Here is a 16,639-nt window from a genome sequence, read left to right on the forward strand (position 1 = left end):
CTAGCCGTTGAGTAAATGCCTTTGATAAAACTTTAATTCTGCCTCAAGGGCGGTGGCGATCGTGCTGCTTTGGCGGAAGCCGTGTCCCTCTTCGGCAAAGGTGTAATATTCTACGGGAATGCTCTTGGCCTGAAGGGCGGCTACCATCTGTTCCGCTTGGCTGGGGGGAACAACGACATCCTTTAGCCCCTGAAAGAAAATCACCGGACAGGTGAGACGATCCGCATGGTAGAGGGGCGATCGCTGGCGGTAGAGGTCTGCCCCTTCGGGATAGGGGGCAATCAGTTGATCAAAATAATGGGCTTCAAAAGCATGGGTTTCCTTGAGCAGGCTAAGGAGATCACCAATGCCGTAGTAACTTGCTCCCACATGGAAGGTTGTCGTAAACGTCAGGGCACACAGAGTGGTATAGCCCCCAGCACTGCTGCCGCGAATGGCCAAGCGATCGCCCGCCACCCGTCCTTGAGCCACTAGATACTGGGCCCCTGCCCCGCAGTCCGCCACATCCACCACTCCCCACTGTCCCCGCAGGGCATTGCGATAGGCACGACCATAACCCGTACTGCCACGATAGTTGACATCCAACACCGCAAAGCCGCGACTGGTCCAAAACTGGATGCGCAAATCGAGACCTGTGCCACTGGCTGCCGTTGGCCCGCCATGACTTCTCACGATTAAGGGGGGGCGTGAGTCTGCTGGGGGTTGTACTTGGGGATTTTGGGGCGGGTAGAAAAAGCCGTAGGCGGTTGCGCTGTCACTCGTCGGAAATTCCATCACCTCGGGCTGGGAAATCCACTCCCGTGGCAGGGGAGAAGCAATGGGTTGCAGCGGTGTGGTGGTGCCGTCATCCAGATTGAACTCAACAATATGGGGGGGCAACAGGGGCGAACTGCCAATCAAGGCAACGGCGCGATCGCTCAGGCGAACGAGGGAATGAATCTCGGTATAGTCTGCCGCTACGGTTTGCCATTCCCCCGTCGTGAGGGAAACCACTGCCAATCGCCATAGGCCGCGATCGCTATAGGTTAACACCACGGTTTCCGGGTTCACCAAAGCATAGGTGGACTGACCAAAGACCCACAGGGGCACACCGGCATCATAACTGGCCTGCCAAACGGGTTCATGGTGGTCATCACGGTAACGATAGAGATTCCACCAGCCAGAGCGATCGCTGATGTAGTAGAGGGTCTCTCCCTGCCATTGGGGTTGCTGAACCGATTCATCGCTGCTGCCAGCAATACGGTAGGGGGTACCAAGGGAGCCGTCGTCATTGAGGGTTGCCCCCCAGAGTTCACAGCCATCCCAAGGCATCTGCGGTGCTGACCATTGCAACCAAACCAAGGTGTTGCCCCCTGGACTCAAGCGTGGCGCCGCATAGAAGCCCGCTCCTTGAACCAGCACTGTCCGTTTTCCCGACAGGTGAATGGCAACAATGGACTGTTGGCTGGAGCCATCGGCAAAATGCGCCTCTTCGACACACAACAGGCGATCGCGCCAAGGATCGACGCAACCATCGGCAAAGCGCGTATTCGCCGCTTGATAGATTAACTGAGGGCTGGGTTCCCCAAGGGCATAGATTCCCTGATCGGCATCATTGACAAAGTAAATCTGATCACCGTGGTACCAGTAGGCACCGCCGCCATACTCATTCACGCGCGATCGCGCACTCCAAGGGGCAGCCAAAAGTTCTTGCCCTTGACGCACCAGCACTACTCGCCCCTTTTCTTGGGGACGCCGCTCTAACCACACCAAACCTAGGGGAGTGGCGCGCAATTCACTGAGACTGGTGGCCGCAGCACTGACTTCGGCGGCAGAGAGGATCGAAGGCCAGTGACCGTAGTCCAAACTCATTGGGGAATTTGCTCAAGCACCAACTTTTGCCGTTTCACTGGCTCCGGGATGCTAATCGGGTACTTGCCCGTAAAACAGGCGGAACAAAAGCGATCGCCCGTATCATAAGTGGCGGCAATCATTCCCTGCCAACTGAGATAGCTCAGGGAATCGACACCAATCTGAGCGGCAATCTCAGCCACGGACTTGGTGGCTGCAATCAGTTGATCTTGGGTATCGGTGTCAATGCCATAGAAGCACGGGTGAGTGACCGGCGGCGAGGAAATGCGCATATGTACTTCCACTGCACCGGCATCCCGCAGCGCTTTGACAATTTTGCGGCTAGTGGTGCCCCGCACAATCGAGTCATCCACAATCACCACCCGCTGTCCCATCAGCACATCCCGCAGCGGATTCAGTTTCATGCGAATTCCCGACTCCCGCATCGACTGGGTAGGTTGAATAAACGTCCGCCCCACATAGCGATTTTTAATCAAGCCTTCGGCGTAGGGCACCCCCGTCGCTTGGGAAAAGCCAATGGCGGCAGGGATACCGGAATCCGGTACAGGAATGACGATGTCCGCCTCGGCGGGAGCTTCGCAACCCAACTGCTGTCCCAACCGCTGCCGGTAGCTATAGAGGCTCTCCCCCTGCATCACACTGTCAGGGCGGGCAAAGTAAATCATCTCAAAGATACACAGCTTGCGTTGCGACTCTGCCCATTGCACACTGCCAATCCCGTCGGCACTAATGTGGACGAGTTCCCCAGGCTCCACCTCCCGCACATAGTCCGCACCAATAATATCGAGGGCACAGGTTTCAGAAGCTAGCACGTAGTGGGGCGTGGTCTCACCCATGAGGCGGCCAATCACTAAGGGACGAATGCCATGGACATCTCGCAGCCCAAACAATCCTGCTGGTGTCCCCATCACCAGACTAAAAGCCCCTTGGCACTGTTGAGCAGCGGTAATGATCCCCTCGGACCAGGATTGACCAGTAGCCACCGCTTGGGCGATCGCCCAAGCAATGAGTTCCGAATCTGTGGTACTGGCTAACACCGCCGTAGGGGCATCACAGGCTAGGACTTGTTCGCGCAGAGCGTAGGTATTCACTAAGTTACCGTTGTGGGCTAAGGCCAAAGGCCCAAGGCGAGTGTCCACCACAACGGGTTGCGCATTGACAATGCGACTAGAACCGGTGGTCGAGTAGCGGTTGTGGCCGACAGCCAAATCTCCCACCAGCCCTCCAAGAATCTCTTCGTCAAAGACTTGGGAGACCAAGCCCATATCCTTGTAACAGTGGACGGTGTCACCCGCAAATGTGGCAATTCCCGCCGATTCCTGACCTCGATGTTGCAGGGCATAGAGACCAAAGTAGGCGAGGCGAGCCACATCCGCCCCCGGGGCATAGACCCCAAAGACACCACAGGCTTCTTCCGGCTTATCAGCAAATTGTTGTTCTGTCATTTAGTCCAAATACTTCGGCAGGGGCGATCGCCACGCAAGAGCTAACTCTTCCATCGTAACCTTGATAAGCGGAGAATTGTCACAGGTGTCAATACACAGTTCTGTATGTTCACCATTAACAACCCCTAGGCGTGTCCAAGCATTGGGCAGTTGCGCCTGCACATAGGCTTCCCACACCGTCTGTGCCGCTGGCGGCACCGAAACCAGAATGCGCGCCCCCCCTTCAGCAAACAGCAGCACATCCCACCGCGGATAGGTGCCCGCTGGCAATTGAATCGTTGCCCCCCGTTGGCTGCTGAGACAGCTTTCCGCCAAGGCCACGGCCAAGCCCCCCTCGCTGAGATCGTGGGCACTGGCAACCCACCCCTGCTGAATGCCATAGCGACACACCGCCTGCACTCGCTGCTCTAGGTCTAAATCAATCTGAGGTGGACGCCCCGCCACAAGGCCATGGATCTGGGCAAGGTATTCCGACCCACCGAGGCTCAGGCGCGGATCACTCAAGGGCGTGGTCAGAGGCAACCCCAATAGGTAAATGGCATCTCCGGGCGATCGCCAGCCCTGACCGACAACCCGCTGCAAATCGGGAATCAACCCCACCATCCCCACCACGGGGGTCGGATAAATCGGCTGTGGTTGGCCATTGCGATCAATTGTTTCGTTGTAGAGGGAGACATTGCCACCCGTGACTGGCGTTTGTAGAGCCCGGCAGGCCTCCGCAAGACCGCGGCAGGCATGGGCCAACTGCCAGTAACCTACGGGCGTTTCGGGACTGCCAAAGTTGAGGTTATCGGTGACGGCCAGAGGCTCTGCCCCCACACAACTCAGATTACGAGCGGCTTCGGCCACAGCTGCTTTGCCGCCTTCGTAGGGATCCAGATACACATAGCGGCTGGGGCAATCGACCGTCGCCGCAATCCCTTTGGAGGTGCCCCGCAGGCGAATGACCGCTGCATCAGCATCACCGGGGAAGACGAGGGTGTTGTTTTGCACCTCGTGATCGTACTGACGATAGACCCATGCTTTAGAGGCAATACTGGGGGTGGCGAGAAGAGTGAGCAAAATCTCCGCGGGCGATTGCGCCGGTAGCGCCAATTGATCCACCGACCATTGCCGCGCCTGTTGGACATAGACAGGTGGCTCACTGGGACACTGTCGCTCATAGAGGGGGGTATCTTCGGCAAGGGCACGGGCAGGCACCTCTGCGGCCACCTCGCCGCGGTAAAGCACCCGCACCAGCGGTTCAGCAATGACGCGACCCACAACCACCGCCTGCAAGCCCCAACGATGGAAAATCTCAATCAGTTCGGCTTCCCGCCCTTGCGCCGCCACAAAGAGCATCCGTTCTTGGGATTCCGAAAGGAGAAACTCGTAGGGCACCATCCCCTGTTCCCGTACGGGCACTTTGTCCAAGTCCAGTTCAATACCGACACCGCCTTTGGCAGCCATTTCCGAGGTCGAGCAGGTCAAGCCCGCTGCCCCCATATCTTGGGCGGCCACCACTGCCCCCGTTTGAAAGGCTTCCAGACAGGCTTCAATGAGGCATTTTTCCATGAAGGGATCCCCCACTTGGACGGCGGGGCGATCGCTCATTGATTCATCAGTGAGTTCGGCACTGGCAAAACTAGCCCCCCCCATGCCATCACGACCCGTTGTAGATCCCACATACAGCACCGGATTGCCAATGCCACTCGCTCCCGATTTAACAATTTCTGGGGTTTCCATGAGGCCCAAGGCCATGGCATTCACCAAGGGGTTACCGGCATAGCAAGGGTCAAAATAGACCTCGCCCCCCACCGTGGGCACACCGACACAGTTGCCATAGTGGGCAATACCCGCCACGACTCCTTTCACCAATTGTTGGGTTTTGGCTTCCTTGAGATCGCCAAAGCGCAGGGCGTTCAGCAGGGCAATGGGACGCGCCCCCATCGTAAAAATATCCCGCAGAATCCCCCCCACGCCGGTCGCTGCCCCCTGAAAGGGTTCAATGGCCGAGGGATGATTGTGGGACTCAATCTTAAAGGCAAGGCGCAAGCCATCCCCTAAGTCCACGACGCCGGCATTCTCACCAGGACCGACCAGTACCCGTGCCCCTTGGGTGGGAAACTGCTTGAGCAAGGGACGGGAGTTTTTGTAGCAGCAATGCTCTGACCACATCACCCCAAACATACCCAATTCCGCGCGGTTGGGATGGCGGCCAAGGCGGCGGACAATTTCGGTGTACTCTTGGGGCTTGAGGCCTTCAGCAGCAATCTCAGCCTCAGTGACGAGGGGCGTTTGGCTCATAGCAAAGGATGATTTCGGCTACGTTATTGATTATCGAGCCTAGCGGGAATTGGGGTACCAAAACATCCCCTTAATCCCCTCGGGATCCGGGCGAAAACCCAACTGACGGTAAAAGTCGACAACATGGGGATCGGCAAAGAGGGTAATGTTGCTGATGTCCTCGCTGCGCAGTTCTTTGATCATCTGCCGCATTAATTCTTTGCCCAGCCCCCGTCCCTGAAACTCTGGATGCACGACCACATCCCAAATCGTGGCATTAAAGGCGTGATCCGAGGTCGCACGCGAAAAACCAATGAGGCGACGATAGGCACCCCGCTGCTCCCACATCGAGATCACAAGGAAACTGTGCTGAATCGCTTTTTTCACCTTGCGAATGGGGCGGCGTGACCAGCCCACGGCATCACAGAGTTCTTCGAGTTCATAGACATCAATTTCTTTTTCTTTGCTGAAAATAATTTGGCTTTCGCTGCCATTGTCCCGCTCTACCTGAGAACCTAAACTAGGGGACGTCGTGGTGGCGCTGGCAGTCGGTTGCGAATTGAACAGCGATTTCCAGAAGCTCATGCAAGTATGCTGGAGATGGGGAAACGACCAAGTGTAACCCGGCCTAGGCTATAGTATAGCGACTCTCACCCATGGTTTCCGATTTTCAACTGCGTAACCTTGATGTCCTGAAGCGCTTCAACCGCTCTTTTCCGGACTTTTATGAGCAATTTGTCGGTCGGGATGTGCAACTGCAAAACCTGAAACTGGGGTTTCAAATTCATAAGACCAATCAGGCGGTGATTCAGATTGTCCCCGAGGGCGATCGCTCCGTTCTCCACTTTGCCCACCGCAATCACTCTTACCTGCTCAGTGATCTCTTTGGGGTGATGGCCGCCTACAAGCTGACAATTCACAATGTCTCGCTCTATGGCCATGTCCGACCACCGATGCTGGTGTTTGTCAAACTGGTGCTCTCAGAGCAGGGCAAACCCCTGACGAAAAAGCGCAGTGAAAGCGTGCGCCGTGCCCTCCAACAGACCCTCAGTGGTGAATTTGCCGTTGAGGAAATGCTGGCCATGGAGTTTAACCTCAACGAAGGCCTGCCGCAAATTACCACCAGCTTTTATCAGGATCAGGTCTTTCATCTGCCGGCACTGTTGGTGGAGTCCGCGAATCATCCGGCGTTGCTCTACAAGGTGATGCACGCCATTTGGCAAGAGGAACTGCTGGTGGTGAATATCAACTTTATGCTTTGGCAGGGACGGGTGCGACTGTTACTCTATCTGCTGGGACCCAATGGCAGTGTGATTCCCGATTATTTAGGCTCGCGTATTGCTGCCAAGATTAAGGATCATCTAACGGGAAACACTTAGGGTAGGATAGGGGGTGTTTGTCTCCTTTGTTACAAGTCCAATGACGGCTGAACAACATCTCCACCTGTGGCGAGCAGTGAATCTCAGCGATCGCATTCTGGCGGCCATTGATGTTGGGACAAACTCAATTCACATGGTGGTGGTGCAAATTCAGCCCAGTTTACCCAGTTTCAAAATCATTGCTGCTGAAAAAGATATGGTGCGGCTGGGGGAACGTTGCCAAATTACGGGGCAACTGACAGAGGAAGCGATGAAGCGGGCGATCGCCACCCTGCGCCGCTGTCGTGAACTGGCCACGGGTCTCAAGGCGGAAGAAATTATTGGCGTGGCCACCAGTGCGGTGCGCGAAGCCCCCAATGGTCGTGAGTTTTTAGAGCGGGTCAAGGAAGAGACCGGCCTGACGATTGATCTAATTTCCGGTGAAGAGGAAGCGCGGCGCATCTACTTGGGCGTGCTCTCGGGGCTAGAGTTCAACGGCAAGCCCCACATCATCATTGACATTGGCGGTGGCTCCACAGAGTTAATCTTGGGGGATGGTCATGAACCCCGCTACCTCAGCAGTACCAAAGTGGGGGCAGTACGCCTGACGGACTTATTTGTCAAAAGCGATCCCATTAGCGATCAGGACTACGCGGCCCTGCGCGCCTATGTACGGGGAATGTTGGATCGTGCCGTTGAAGACCTGCGGCAGCAGCTCGGCCCCCATGAAAAACCGCAATTGGTGGGTACCTCAGGCACGATTGAAAGCCTGATGATGATTCACACCTGCGATCGCCTTGGTGCTTGTCCCCCCTCCCTACGCGGCTATGAACTGACGCTAGGAGACTTAAAGGCACTTGTGGCCAAATTGCGGCGACTAAACTTTAACCAGCGCTGTCAACTCTTGGGGATGTCGGAGCGGCGCGCTGAAATTATTGTTGCAGGGGCAGTGATTCTCGCTGAGGCCATGGAGATGCTTGGTCAAACCAGCCTGATCACCTGCGATCGCGCCCTGCGGGAAGGCATCATTGTGGACTGGATGCTTACCCACGGCCTGATTGAAGACCGCCTCCGCTATCAAAGCTCGGTGCGTCAGCGCAGTACCTACAGTTTGGCGCAAAAGTTCCATGTCAATCTTGCCAGCAGTGAACGGGTGGCCGATTTCGCCCTGACGCTCTTTGATCGCACCCAAGGGATTCTCCACAACTGGACAGAAGCAGAGCGAGAACTCCTCTGGGCAGCAGCGATTCTCCACAATGCCGGTCACTACGTCAGCCATTCTGCCCACCACAAACATTCCTACTACCTTGTGCGCCATGGGGGTCTGCTCGGCTACACCGATACGGAAATCGAGATCATTGCCAACCTCTGTCGCTATCACCGCAAGAGTCCCCCCAAGAAAAAGCATGAAAACTTCCGCCAACTGGTGGGACGGCGAGAACGGCAAATTGTCGAGCAACTGAGTGCGATTCTACGGCTGGCTTCGGCCTTGGATCGGCGACAAATTGGGGCCGTGGATCACATTACCTGTGAGTGGCGCGCTCTACAACGGGAGTTTTGTGTGCAGGTACATCCCGCTGATCCGAGCGATCGCTGTGAACTGGAAATTTGGAGCGTCAACTACAAAAAAGAACCCTTTGAAAGCCAATTTGGCGTCAGTTTGAAGGTGGAATTAGTGCCCGCCAGTAGTACGGCTCTAGCCACAGCAGTCAACTACTAATTCAACAGCCTTAAACTTTTTCCACTGGGGGCTGCCCCAACAGTCCTTGGGGGCGCACAAGCAGCACCAGAAAGAGAATCGCAAAGGCCGCAGCATCCCGAAACCCCGAAGCAGCGGCAGGCACCATTGCCTCCACTAGTCCCAGCAAAAAGCCCGCCAACATTGTCCCCGGTAAGCTCCCTAGGCCCCCCAGAACAATCACCGCTAACCCCTTGAGACCAAAGATCACGCCAAACTGCGGCCCCGTAATCCCAACACTCAGGGCGACGAGGGTACCAGCAACGGCAGCCAAAGCACTGCTGACAAAAAACGTCACTTGAATAATGCGATCGCTATCAATGCCCAGTAATGTCGCGGCAGTCGGATTTTCGGCCACCGCTTGCAATCCTTTCCCCATGCGCGTCCCTTTGACCCAATAGGTCAGGGCAATCATCAAAACCACGGCCACGGCAAAGATGACAAATTGACTAGTGCGCAGGGCAATGTCCCCCAATCGCAGGGTGAGGGGCAATCCCCCCCAGAGTTGATCGGGATAGGTATAGACTTCGGCACCCACCAAATACTGGATCAGGTTGGTGAGGAGAACAGCCGCCCCAAGGCTGGCCACCACGGTCAAGAGGGTATCGGCGCGCTGTTGCCGCAGGGGTCGAAAGACGACCCAATCAATGCCAACCCCCAACAGGCCACAGCCAAGGGCACTGAGAACTAAGGCCAGCGCAAAGGGTAAGGCAATGGGAAGCTGTCCATTGGCCAACAGACCATTAAAGCCAAAGCGTCCCCCTAAGAGGGCATAGGTGAGATAAGCGCCAATGGCAAAAACAGCACCGTGGGCAAAGTTGATGATGCCCAAAATCGAGAAGACAAGGGTATAGCCGAGGGCAAAGATGGCATAAACACTCCCTGTGGCCAATCCATCCACAAGGACTTGCAGGCCGCTTGTTAGCACCTACGCTCCTTCCACAAGGGCACGATAATCCGCTGCTGAGAGGAGTCCCGTAGGGGGGGTACTGACTTGCACCTTCACCAACCACCCCTCCCCATAGGGATCGGCAGCAATTTGCTCCGGGTTGTCAATGACAGCTTGATTGACCTCAATCACGGTTCCGGCGAGGGGTGCATAGAGATCCTCAACGGCCTTGACCGACTCAATGGTGCCAAAGCGTTCGCCGGGTTCTAGGACATCGCCAACGGCAGGCAACTCAACAAAGACAATATCCCCCAGTTGATCGACGGCAAAGGCACTAATGCCGAGGGTGGCTGTATCGCCCTCAAGGCGCAGGTACTCATGGCTGTCGAGATATTGCAGGTCGTCAGGGTAGGTGAGCGTCATAGCAGATTCCAATCCATCAGGGGCGATCGCTGGCACGGGCAAGGCGCACCGCCGTTACAAAGGCTACTAAACCAAGGGGCACACTGAGGAGCAAAATCACGGTAGTTGGAAGGGTTCCCAACTGGGCTTCTCCCGAACTCAGTTCAAAAACACAACCCACCGTGGCGATCGCTGCCACACAGGCACCCAGTAGGTATAGATAACTCTTGGCCACAGACGATGATCCTCAGGGTTAGGCAGCAATGGGACGCACGGCACTGGCGGTAAACCCATGCTCTTTGAGTTCGTGGCGCAGTAGGGCTTGGTTCTCGACGCGATCGACAAACATCACCCCCGTCAGGTGATCAATTTCATGCTGGATCGCCCGCGCCAGTAGCCCACCCGCCATGATGAGTTGGGGACGCCCCCACTCATCTTTGTAGGCCACCTCCACCATGGCCGGACGACGCACCTCTAGGTACACCCCCGGAATACTCAGGCAGCCCTCTTGGCAGACTTCAAGGTCTTCACTGAAGTCCTTAATGACCGGGTTAATCATCACCAACGGTTCTGCCTCGGGGTCATCGGGATGAATATCAATGACAAGAATTTGCTTATTGATGCCCACCTGCGGTGCCGCCAAGCCAATGCCATCGGCACTGTACATGGTTTGCAGCATTTTCCGCACAATATCGCGGATACTGTCATCCACTTTGCTGACCCGTTTGGCGGGTTGACGCAGCACGCGATCGCCCAAATAGTGCAATTGCAGGGGCAGATTTTTTAACTTTTTCTTTTCAACAGCCAGAGAGGTAGCCATAGGACACGCCGAGTTAACACAAAATAACAAAAGTTAATCATTTCCTAGCCTAACGAATTTTCAAGGCTCTCGGCTACTTTTCCGTCGAGGCACTGCTGACACTGGGCAAGAGGCGTTGTTGCTCCTCAAGGGCAGCTTTGTAGCGTTCCACATCCTCCTCAAGGTGGGCAATTTGCTCATCGCGGGCTTCCATTTCCACCCGGATTGTAAAGATGCGCTGCACCTGTACCCAGACGTTAAAGACCCAAGCAAAGACGGCACCAATGCCCATGGCCACGATGAGTTCAATGCACAATGGGGCTTGAATCACTTTCCCTTCAAAGAACTTAATACTAACGGGTTCGGTATTTTGAATACTAAAGAGAACTAAGCCCAAGCCAATGACAAATATCATCAAGAAGTTCAGTTGTCGCATAGGGCATCCTGTAACAAATCTAAGCATAGACAGGGATTGTCGCATCGGGCCTCTTGCCAGCGACCAACAATCTTGGGCTAATCATACCACTGTGGCTAGTCCTCAATCACTGAATGACTGACTTCTACTGCTTGGACATCAATGGTGCCGGGGGGAGCCAAGCGTTGAAACTGGCGATCGCGCACCATCAGGATTTCGCCACAGGCGGGGCATTGGGTTTGGGTATTCTTCAAACTGCTAAATTCAAAGCCACACACTGGGCAAGCCGCCGTCACCAACTTCCAGCGAAACCAAAGTTGTAACCCTGCAAAAAGGAGTACAGGGGTCAACATCAAGATGAAAAACAGCACCAGAAAGGATTGCACTAACCAGCCTAGCCCCAGTAGCCCCAGTAACCAAGTTACCAGCAACACACTGAACCAAAAACGCAGGGTGGGGTTTAGGGTAAATCTTAGGGACATTGGCCTCCCTCCAAGGGCATTGCCGCTATTCTAGCGTAGTCGCGAGTGTATCCTAAAAAGCAGGCGTACTGTCCAGCTATGGTAATGCCCTATACTCTCCACGCCGAACGTACTCGCGTTGAAGTAATTCCAGAGCGCGGTGGCCTGATTAGCCGCTGGCAGTGGCAAGGTCATGAGCTGCTGTACTTGGATCGGGAGCGCTTTGCCAACCCGCAGTTAAGCGTGCGTGGCGGTATTCCCATTCTCTTTCCCATTTGTGGCAATTTGCCCGAGGATACATTTCACCACAATGGCCAAACCTATCACCTCAAGCAGCATGGCTTTGCACGGGATTTGCCATGGCAGGTGTTAGATCAGCAGGAACATCTCTTGACGCTGGGATTGCAGGATACGCCAGCCACGCGCCAAGTCTATCCCTTTGCCTTTCATCTGACCTTAACCTACACCCTTGCTGCTGATGCCTTGGCGATCGCCCTTGAGGTGGCTAACCCCGGTGACACCCCCTTGCCCTTTAGCTTTGGCTTGCATCCCTACTTTGCCGTTGCTGACAAGCACCAATTGCAGTTTGACCTGCCAATCCATGCCATGGTGGATCAGAAAACGCAACAACCCCTCACCTTTAGCGGCACGTTTGACTGGCATGCAGCAGAACTGGATTTGGCCTGTCGTCCCCTCACGGGTCAAGTGGCTCGCGTCTGTGATCTGCAACAACAGTACTGCCTGACGCTGCGCTACGATACAGCGTTTACAACCCTTGTTTTTTGGACGGTTCAGGGCAAACCCTACTACTGTCTAGAACCTTGGACTGCCCCCCGCAATGCCTTGAATACGGGGGTAGATCTCCTGCACGTGCCACCCCAAAAGCACCTCACCCTTGGCGTTGAGATTGCTGTTGCCCCCCTTTAGGGAGAAAATAGAAAGGTTTTCACAGACGCGACCATGTACCCCGATTTTCAGACCTTTTGTCAGCTTGCTGAGCAGGGTAACTTCATCCCCATCTATCAGGAGTGGGTGGCGGATATGGACACGCCCGTATCGGCTTGGTATCGGGTCTGTCGCGATCGCCCCTACAACTTTTTGCTCGAGTCCGTCGAGGGGGGTGAACAATTGGCTCGCTACAGCCTCCTCAGTTGTGATCCGCTCTGGGTACTAGAAACGCGGGGCAACCAAACCACCCAAACCCATCGCGATGGCTCAGTCACCACATTTACGGGCAATCCCTTCACAATTTTGGCCAATTGCCTTGCCCCCTATCAACCCGTGAAGCTACCCCAACTGCCGGGGGGCATTGGCGGTCTTTTTGGTTTTTGGGGCTATGAACTGATTCAGTGGATTGAGCCGCGGGTTCCGATTCATCCTGCCACTGAAAAGGATTTGCCGGATGGCGTGTGGATGCAGGTGGATCAAATCCTGATTTTTGATCAGGTGAAGCGGAAAATTTGGGCGGTGGTCTATGCTGATACCCGTGAGACGGACTTGAAAACGGCCTATACCCATGCCAGCGATCGCCTAGAGCGGCTTTTGAGTCAACTGCAAACTCCGATTCCCGCTGCGGCCACCCAGCTCTACTGGCAACCCAGTCGCCAGACCCCTAGTTATACCAGCAACATCACTCCCGAAGCCTTCTGTACCAATGTGGCGCGGGCCAAGGACTACATCCGTGCGGGCGATATTTTCCAAGTCGTTCTCTCCCAACGCCTCAGTGCCACCTACAGCGGCGATCCTTTTGCCCTCTATCGCTCCTTGCGCCTGATTAACCCTTCCCCCTACATGGCCTACTTTCAATTTGGCACGTGGCAGATCATTGGCTCTAGCCCAGAAGTCATGGTCAAAGCCGAACACCATCCTGAAAAACGTGGGTCTCTCCTTGCCACTGTCCGACCCATTGCCGGTACCCGCAAGCGGGGTCACACCTACGCCGAAGATCAGCAGCTCGCCGCAGAACTCCTTGCCGATACCAAAGAAGTGGCCGAACACGTCATGCTCGTTGATTTGGGGCGCAATGATTTGGGGCGCGTGTGTCGTCAGGGGAGTGTCACCGTCGAGGAGTTTATGGTGATTGAACGCTACTCCCACGTCATGCACATTGTCAGTAATGTGGTGGGCGAACTATTGCCCGATAAAACGGCATGGGATCTGCTCCAAGCTTGTTTTCCGGCTGGAACCGTCAGTGGTGCCCCCAAAATTCGAGCCATGGAAATCATCTATGAATTGGAGGGCTGCCGCCGTGGCCCCTACTCTGGTGCCTATGGTTACTATGACTTTGAAGGTCAACTCAATACCGCGATCGCTATTCGCACGATGGTGGTGCAACCGCTAAGCGACCACCAACATCTCATTCACGTCCAAGCCGGTGCTGGTATTGTTGCGGATTCCGATCCGCAGCGGGAATACGAAGAAACCTTGAACAAAGCTCGCGGTTTATTGGAGGCCATCTCTGCGCTGGGCGGCAAGCCTTAACCAAATGATCAAGGAGCCATCATCTGGTTTTTACATTTACCCCTTAGTCTAATAGGCGGTTGTTGCTAACGTTACCCAGAACACAGGCACTGGGAATGTTGGAAAAACCACCCATCTCTCAGGCACACACCTAAGGGCTGGTTCCTTTGCTTGAGGTTCTACTGCCATGGCAAACGTCTCCACCGCTGCAATCACTCCCCCTGTGGATGGACGCTGGCGTTCCCCCTCTCGACTACACACGTTTGGCATGGGGGACAGCATCTGGATGGAGCCAGAGCGCATTTGGCTAGTGAGCCGGGGCGTCGTGCTGTTAAACCTTTTGCACCCCGATGGTGAAGAAGTGGTGGTGGGACTGGCCACACCCGGTACTGCTTTTGGTTTACCCTTGACCAGTTTAACGGCCTACCAAGCCAAGGCACTTTCCAAGGCAGAGTTGATGCTCTTTACACTGGTGGAGGTAGAATCCTCACCCAACTTGACCCAAAGCCTTGTGCGGGGTCTGGCTCGTCGCCTACGGCAAGCGGAAGGTCTTTTAGGAATTACCAGCCATCGCCGGATTGAGGAGCGATTACGCCATTTACTCTTGCTTTTGAAGCAAGAAATTGGTCAACCCCATCCCCTCGGCACTCGCTATAGTGTTCGCCTCACCCACCAGCAACTGGCAACGGCGATTGGCACAAGTCGAGTGACCATCACACGTCTGTTGGGCAAACTCAAAGAGGAGCAGTGGCTCACCTACGATCGCGATCGCCACATTATTCTCACCAACGCCGCTCAGATTTAGGTGATTTAGGTTAGTTCTCCCCTGATCAGGGCACCTCTGGTACAAAAGAGAAGGTTTCTAGTGTAAATTTTTGTAACCACTTGCACTCATAGTGGCAAAACTGTTAAATTAGATACAGAAATAAATCGTTCATCTTTGCTATGAGCCACCAAAAAACTTAGGTGAATAGCGAAGACGGAAGTAGGGCAATTGTCCCGAAGGAACGCGCCTCAGCTGACAACAACTAGCCAGTACATCATTTGGGGCGATGATGATGACAACTACACTCACCTATCGCGGCGTTCAATACGACTACGTTCCTCCGGCAGTCCGTACTGAAGCAACCGATGTTGTAGCCAAATATCGGGGTTGGAACTACCACTGCACTCGAGCAGTGAATCCTCCGGCTCAACCTGTGCGGGATTTAATCTATCGCGGTGTGGTCTACCGTACGGGTCAAACGGAAGCTGTGAATACGACAGCAACCACTGCTGCCAACACAGCCAAGGAAGTGAATATGCCAGCGCTTGATCTCAATCAACTTTCGCGGGTCATTCTCACCCATCACCACCAAGTGATCAAAAACCGCGAACAATCCCTCCTCACGCGAATGATTGCCCAAATGGGATTACCTGCGGCCGCAGGTCACTATTGGAACCAAATTCAGGGCAAAATTAAGCCCCATGTCTGGACAAGCTACGATCGCAGTCATGCCACGATGAGCTAGCGCACGGGTGTGATTGTCCTCTCTCAAGACTGATTCGTAACGGCACTCGCATGGGAGTTATCTCTGGTGCGAGTTTTTTATTTCAGCCTAGGGCGTCAAGCAATGGCTGCACTTGGCCTAACTTAGCCATTCAATCTCATTAAGATCAAAATCAAGATCGAGATCGATCTCCGCCAAGTCCTCTGGATCGGCCACCTTCTTCAGGGAGGCAAGGGATTGTTTTGAAGGCTTGCGACTTTGGGGAGTTGGGCGCTTGATATCCGATAGGGTAGCCTTCTCGATGCGCGTCCTTTCTTTGAGGGCATTGGGGTTGACGTATTCTAGGAAGAAGTTTACTGTTTCCTGTTTTACCCAGCCATTGAGGACAGCCAAGGCACCGAAGCGATAGTTCACCTGCCACTGCTCCTTGAGAATTTGTTTTATTTGCTCTTCCGTCAATAAGCCTGCCTTTTTCAGGTAAAAACCAATCGGCCGTTTTGCCTTGTCTTGGATCAGTTTTGGCCACTCTTCTACAAAAAAGTCAATGGTTTTTTGGGGCAACCAACCATGGAGGGCAACAATTTCACCAAAGCGCAAGTTGGTATAAATGCTTTTTTCCATTAAGGCGACTTGGAGTTGGCCTCGTGTAATTAACCCCGCCTTCAGTAGTAATTCACCAATTCTCATGATTGCCCCTACGAGTAGAAAATCATCAACTTTCAACAACAATGGGACATCAATTGGGTACAGCCCCTTTCACAGGGATCGAACATCCTTGCAGCAGCCAACGCCGCTGTAGGACGGGTCACACATTTTTGTGCTTATTGTGTTTAGGCACAATATGTTATGACATATTTCAGAAAAGGGCTGCCGTTTTTTCAAGGACATACATCCGTTACTCTTGACAGTACCTCTCACAATAGCTGAAGTTACGCGAGACTCCTAATTGTAATAAATCTTAATACAGCTCTTTTCAGAGGGATCTCTTCACACGAATTCAGCGTGGCCAGTACAGCTCTTTTAAGAGAAGCTAGATGTTCGGATGTCAGTTTAGCCAAGGCTGAAA

17 protein-coding genes and 1 riboswitch are annotated in these 16,639 nt (G+C 54.3%); of the genes, 6 read left to right on the forward strand and 11 right to left on the reverse strand.

The annotated features are described in order from the left end of the window. The 4 genes from RHJ80_RS09620 to RHJ80_RS09635 are packed head-to-tail and all read right to left on the reverse strand — an operon-like array spanning position 1 to position 6,146. Positions 1-1,851: a S9 family peptidase gene (locus RHJ80_RS09620; protein WP_310800879.1), complete on the reverse strand. Its 1,851-nt coding sequence runs from the start codon at positions 1,849-1,851 to the stop codon at positions 1-3. Beyond that, the gene (purF, locus tag RHJ80_RS09625) at positions 1,848-3,296 is read right to left on the reverse strand and encodes an amidophosphoribosyltransferase (protein ID WP_310800880.1); all 1,449 of its coding nucleotides are present in this window, start codon (positions 3,294-3,296) and stop codon (positions 1,848-1,850) included. Before purF ends, RHJ80_RS09620 begins: the two co-directional genes overlap by 4 nt. After that, positions 3,297-5,582 carry a phosphoribosylformylglycinamidine synthase subunit PurL gene (gene purL, locus RHJ80_RS09630; protein ID WP_310800881.1) on the reverse strand — a complete coding sequence of 762 codons (2,286 nt, stop codon included), beginning with the start codon at positions 5,580-5,582 and terminating at the stop codon, positions 3,297-3,299. It abuts the gene before it with no gap. Positions 5,583-5,621: 39 nt separating this feature from the next. Beyond that, a complete protein-coding gene (locus tag RHJ80_RS09635; protein ID WP_310800882.1) occupies positions 5,622-6,146 on the reverse strand; it encodes a GNAT family N-acetyltransferase in 525 nt (174 codons plus the stop codon). Positions 6,147-6,217: 71 nt separating this feature from the next. Here RHJ80_RS09635 and RHJ80_RS09640 point away from each other — a divergent pair, with 71 nt between their 5' ends. Both RHJ80_RS09640 and RHJ80_RS09645 read left to right on the forward strand, forming a co-directional pair. Further along, on the forward strand, positions 6,218-6,940 hold the full coding sequence (locus tag RHJ80_RS09640) for a hypothetical protein (protein WP_302677752.1): 723 nt from the start codon (positions 6,218-6,220) through the stop codon (positions 6,938-6,940). A 40-nt stretch (positions 6,941-6,980) separates the two neighbouring features. Then, positions 6,981-8,639, forward strand: a complete 1,659-nt coding sequence (locus RHJ80_RS09645; protein WP_310800883.1) for a Ppx/GppA phosphatase family protein — start codon at positions 6,981-6,983, stop codon at positions 8,637-8,639. A gap of 10 nt (positions 8,640-8,649) precedes the next feature. Here RHJ80_RS09645 and RHJ80_RS09650 read toward each other — a convergent pair whose 3' ends face one another. The 6 genes from RHJ80_RS09650 to RHJ80_RS09675 form a co-directional block, all read right to left on the reverse strand. Beyond that, the gene (locus RHJ80_RS09650; protein ID WP_206199990.1) at positions 8,650-9,585 is read right to left on the reverse strand and encodes a branched-chain amino acid ABC transporter permease; all 936 of its coding nucleotides are present in this window, start codon (positions 9,583-9,585) and stop codon (positions 8,650-8,652) included. After that, positions 9,586-9,969, reverse strand: coding sequence for a glycine cleavage system protein GcvH (gene gcvH, locus RHJ80_RS09655; protein ID WP_206199991.1), 384 nt, complete (start codon positions 9,967-9,969; stop codon positions 9,586-9,588). Positions 9,970-9,985: 16 nt separating this feature from the next. Next, complete coding sequence (locus RHJ80_RS09660) at positions 9,986-10,183, reverse strand: hypothetical protein (protein ID WP_206199992.1); 198 nt, start codon at positions 10,181-10,183, stop codon at positions 9,986-9,988. 18 nt (positions 10,184-10,201) lie between these two features. Then, complete coding sequence (def, locus tag RHJ80_RS09665) at positions 10,202-10,768, reverse strand: peptide deformylase (protein ID WP_310800884.1); 567 nt, start codon at positions 10,766-10,768, stop codon at positions 10,202-10,204. A 73-nt stretch (positions 10,769-10,841) separates the two neighbouring features. Continuing rightward, positions 10,842-11,183: a LapA family protein gene (locus RHJ80_RS09670; RefSeq protein ID WP_149818967.1), complete on the reverse strand. Its 342-nt coding sequence runs from the start codon at positions 11,181-11,183 to the stop codon at positions 10,842-10,844. Positions 11,184-11,278: 95 nt separating this feature from the next. Beyond that, positions 11,279-11,644 (reverse strand): hypothetical protein, encoded by a 366-nt coding sequence (locus tag RHJ80_RS09675; protein WP_206199993.1) that lies wholly within the window; start codon positions 11,642-11,644, stop codon positions 11,279-11,281. Positions 11,645-11,722: 78 nt separating this feature from the next. Between RHJ80_RS09675 and RHJ80_RS09680 the strand changes: the two genes are divergently transcribed. From RHJ80_RS09680 to RHJ80_RS09695, 4 genes are all read left to right on the forward strand, one after another. Further along, positions 11,723-12,550: an aldose epimerase gene (locus tag RHJ80_RS09680; protein WP_310800885.1), complete on the forward strand. Its 828-nt coding sequence runs from the start codon at positions 11,723-11,725 to the stop codon at positions 12,548-12,550. Between the two features lie 33 nt (positions 12,551-12,583). Then, positions 12,584-14,104, forward strand: a complete 1,521-nt coding sequence (trpE, locus tag RHJ80_RS09685) for an anthranilate synthase component I (RefSeq protein ID WP_310800886.1) — start codon at positions 12,584-12,586, stop codon at positions 14,102-14,104. Between the two features lie 166 nt (positions 14,105-14,270). After that, the gene (locus RHJ80_RS09690) at positions 14,271-14,888 is read left to right on the forward strand and encodes a Crp/Fnr family transcriptional regulator (protein WP_310800887.1); all 618 of its coding nucleotides are present in this window, start codon (positions 14,271-14,273) and stop codon (positions 14,886-14,888) included. 124 nt (positions 14,889-15,012) lie between these two features. Then, positions 15,013-15,097: riboswitch (Glutamine riboswitch) on the forward strand. 44 nt (positions 15,098-15,141) lie between these two features. Then, a complete protein-coding gene (locus tag RHJ80_RS09695; RefSeq protein ID WP_206199997.1) occupies positions 15,142-15,594 on the forward strand; it encodes a DUF4278 domain-containing protein in 453 nt (150 codons plus the stop codon). A gap of 117 nt (positions 15,595-15,711) precedes the next feature. Here RHJ80_RS09695 and RHJ80_RS09700 read toward each other — a convergent pair whose 3' ends face one another. Then, positions 15,712-16,260, reverse strand: a complete 549-nt coding sequence (locus RHJ80_RS09700) for a hypothetical protein (RefSeq protein WP_302677741.1) — start codon at positions 16,258-16,260, stop codon at positions 15,712-15,714. Between the last annotated feature and the right edge of the window lie 379 nt (positions 16,261-16,639).

Source organism: Thermosynechococcus sp. QS41 (genome assembly GCF_031583515.1).
Taxonomy (GTDB): Bacteria; Cyanobacteriota; Cyanobacteriia; order Thermosynechococcales; family Thermosynechococcaceae; genus Thermosynechococcus.

What these genes read in the sequence shown, in the direction of transcription:
- RHJ80_RS09620 (WP_310800879.1), bottom strand. Translation starts at nt 1,851, where the DNA reads ATGAGTTTGGACTACGGTCACTGGCCTTCGATCCTCTCTGCCGCCGAA.
- purF (WP_310800880.1), bottom strand. Translation starts at nt 3,296, where the DNA reads ATGACAGAACAACAATTTGCTGATAAGCCGGAAGAAGCCTGTGGTGTC.
- purL (WP_310800881.1), bottom strand. Translation starts at nt 5,582, where the DNA reads ATGAGCCAAACGCCCCTCGTCACTGAGGCTGAGATTGCTGCTGAAGGC.
- RHJ80_RS09635 (WP_310800882.1), bottom strand. Translation starts at nt 6,146, where the DNA reads ATGAGCTTCTGGAAATCGCTGTTCAATTCGCAACCGACTGCCAGCGCC.
- RHJ80_RS09640 (WP_302677752.1), top strand. Translation starts at nt 6,218, where the DNA reads ATGGTTTCCGATTTTCAACTGCGTAACCTTGATGTCCTGAAGCGCTTC.
- RHJ80_RS09645 (WP_310800883.1), top strand. Translation starts at nt 6,981, where the DNA reads ATGACGGCTGAACAACATCTCCACCTGTGGCGAGCAGTGAATCTCAGC.
- gcvH (WP_206199991.1), bottom strand. Translation starts at nt 9,969, where the DNA reads ATGACGCTCACCTACCCTGACGACCTGCAATATCTCGACAGCCATGAG.
- def (WP_310800884.1), bottom strand. Translation starts at nt 10,768, where the DNA reads ATGGCTACCTCTCTGGCTGTTGAAAAGAAAAAGTTAAAAAATCTGCCC.
- RHJ80_RS09670 (WP_149818967.1), bottom strand. Translation starts at nt 11,183, where the DNA reads ATGCGACAACTGAACTTCTTGATGATATTTGTCATTGGCTTGGGCTTA.
- RHJ80_RS09675 (WP_206199993.1), bottom strand. Translation starts at nt 11,644, where the DNA reads ATGTCCCTAAGATTTACCCTAAACCCCACCCTGCGTTTTTGGTTCAGT.
- RHJ80_RS09680 (WP_310800885.1), top strand. Translation starts at nt 11,723, where the DNA reads ATGGTAATGCCCTATACTCTCCACGCCGAACGTACTCGCGTTGAAGTA.
- trpE (WP_310800886.1), top strand. Translation starts at nt 12,584, where the DNA reads ATGTACCCCGATTTTCAGACCTTTTGTCAGCTTGCTGAGCAGGGTAAC.
- RHJ80_RS09690 (WP_310800887.1), top strand. Translation starts at nt 14,271, where the DNA reads ATGGCAAACGTCTCCACCGCTGCAATCACTCCCCCTGTGGATGGACGC.
- RHJ80_RS09695 (WP_206199997.1), top strand. Translation starts at nt 15,142, where the DNA reads ATGACAACTACACTCACCTATCGCGGCGTTCAATACGACTACGTTCCT.
- RHJ80_RS09700 (WP_302677741.1), bottom strand. Translation starts at nt 16,260, where the DNA reads ATGAGAATTGGTGAATTACTACTGAAGGCGGGGTTAATTACACGAGGC.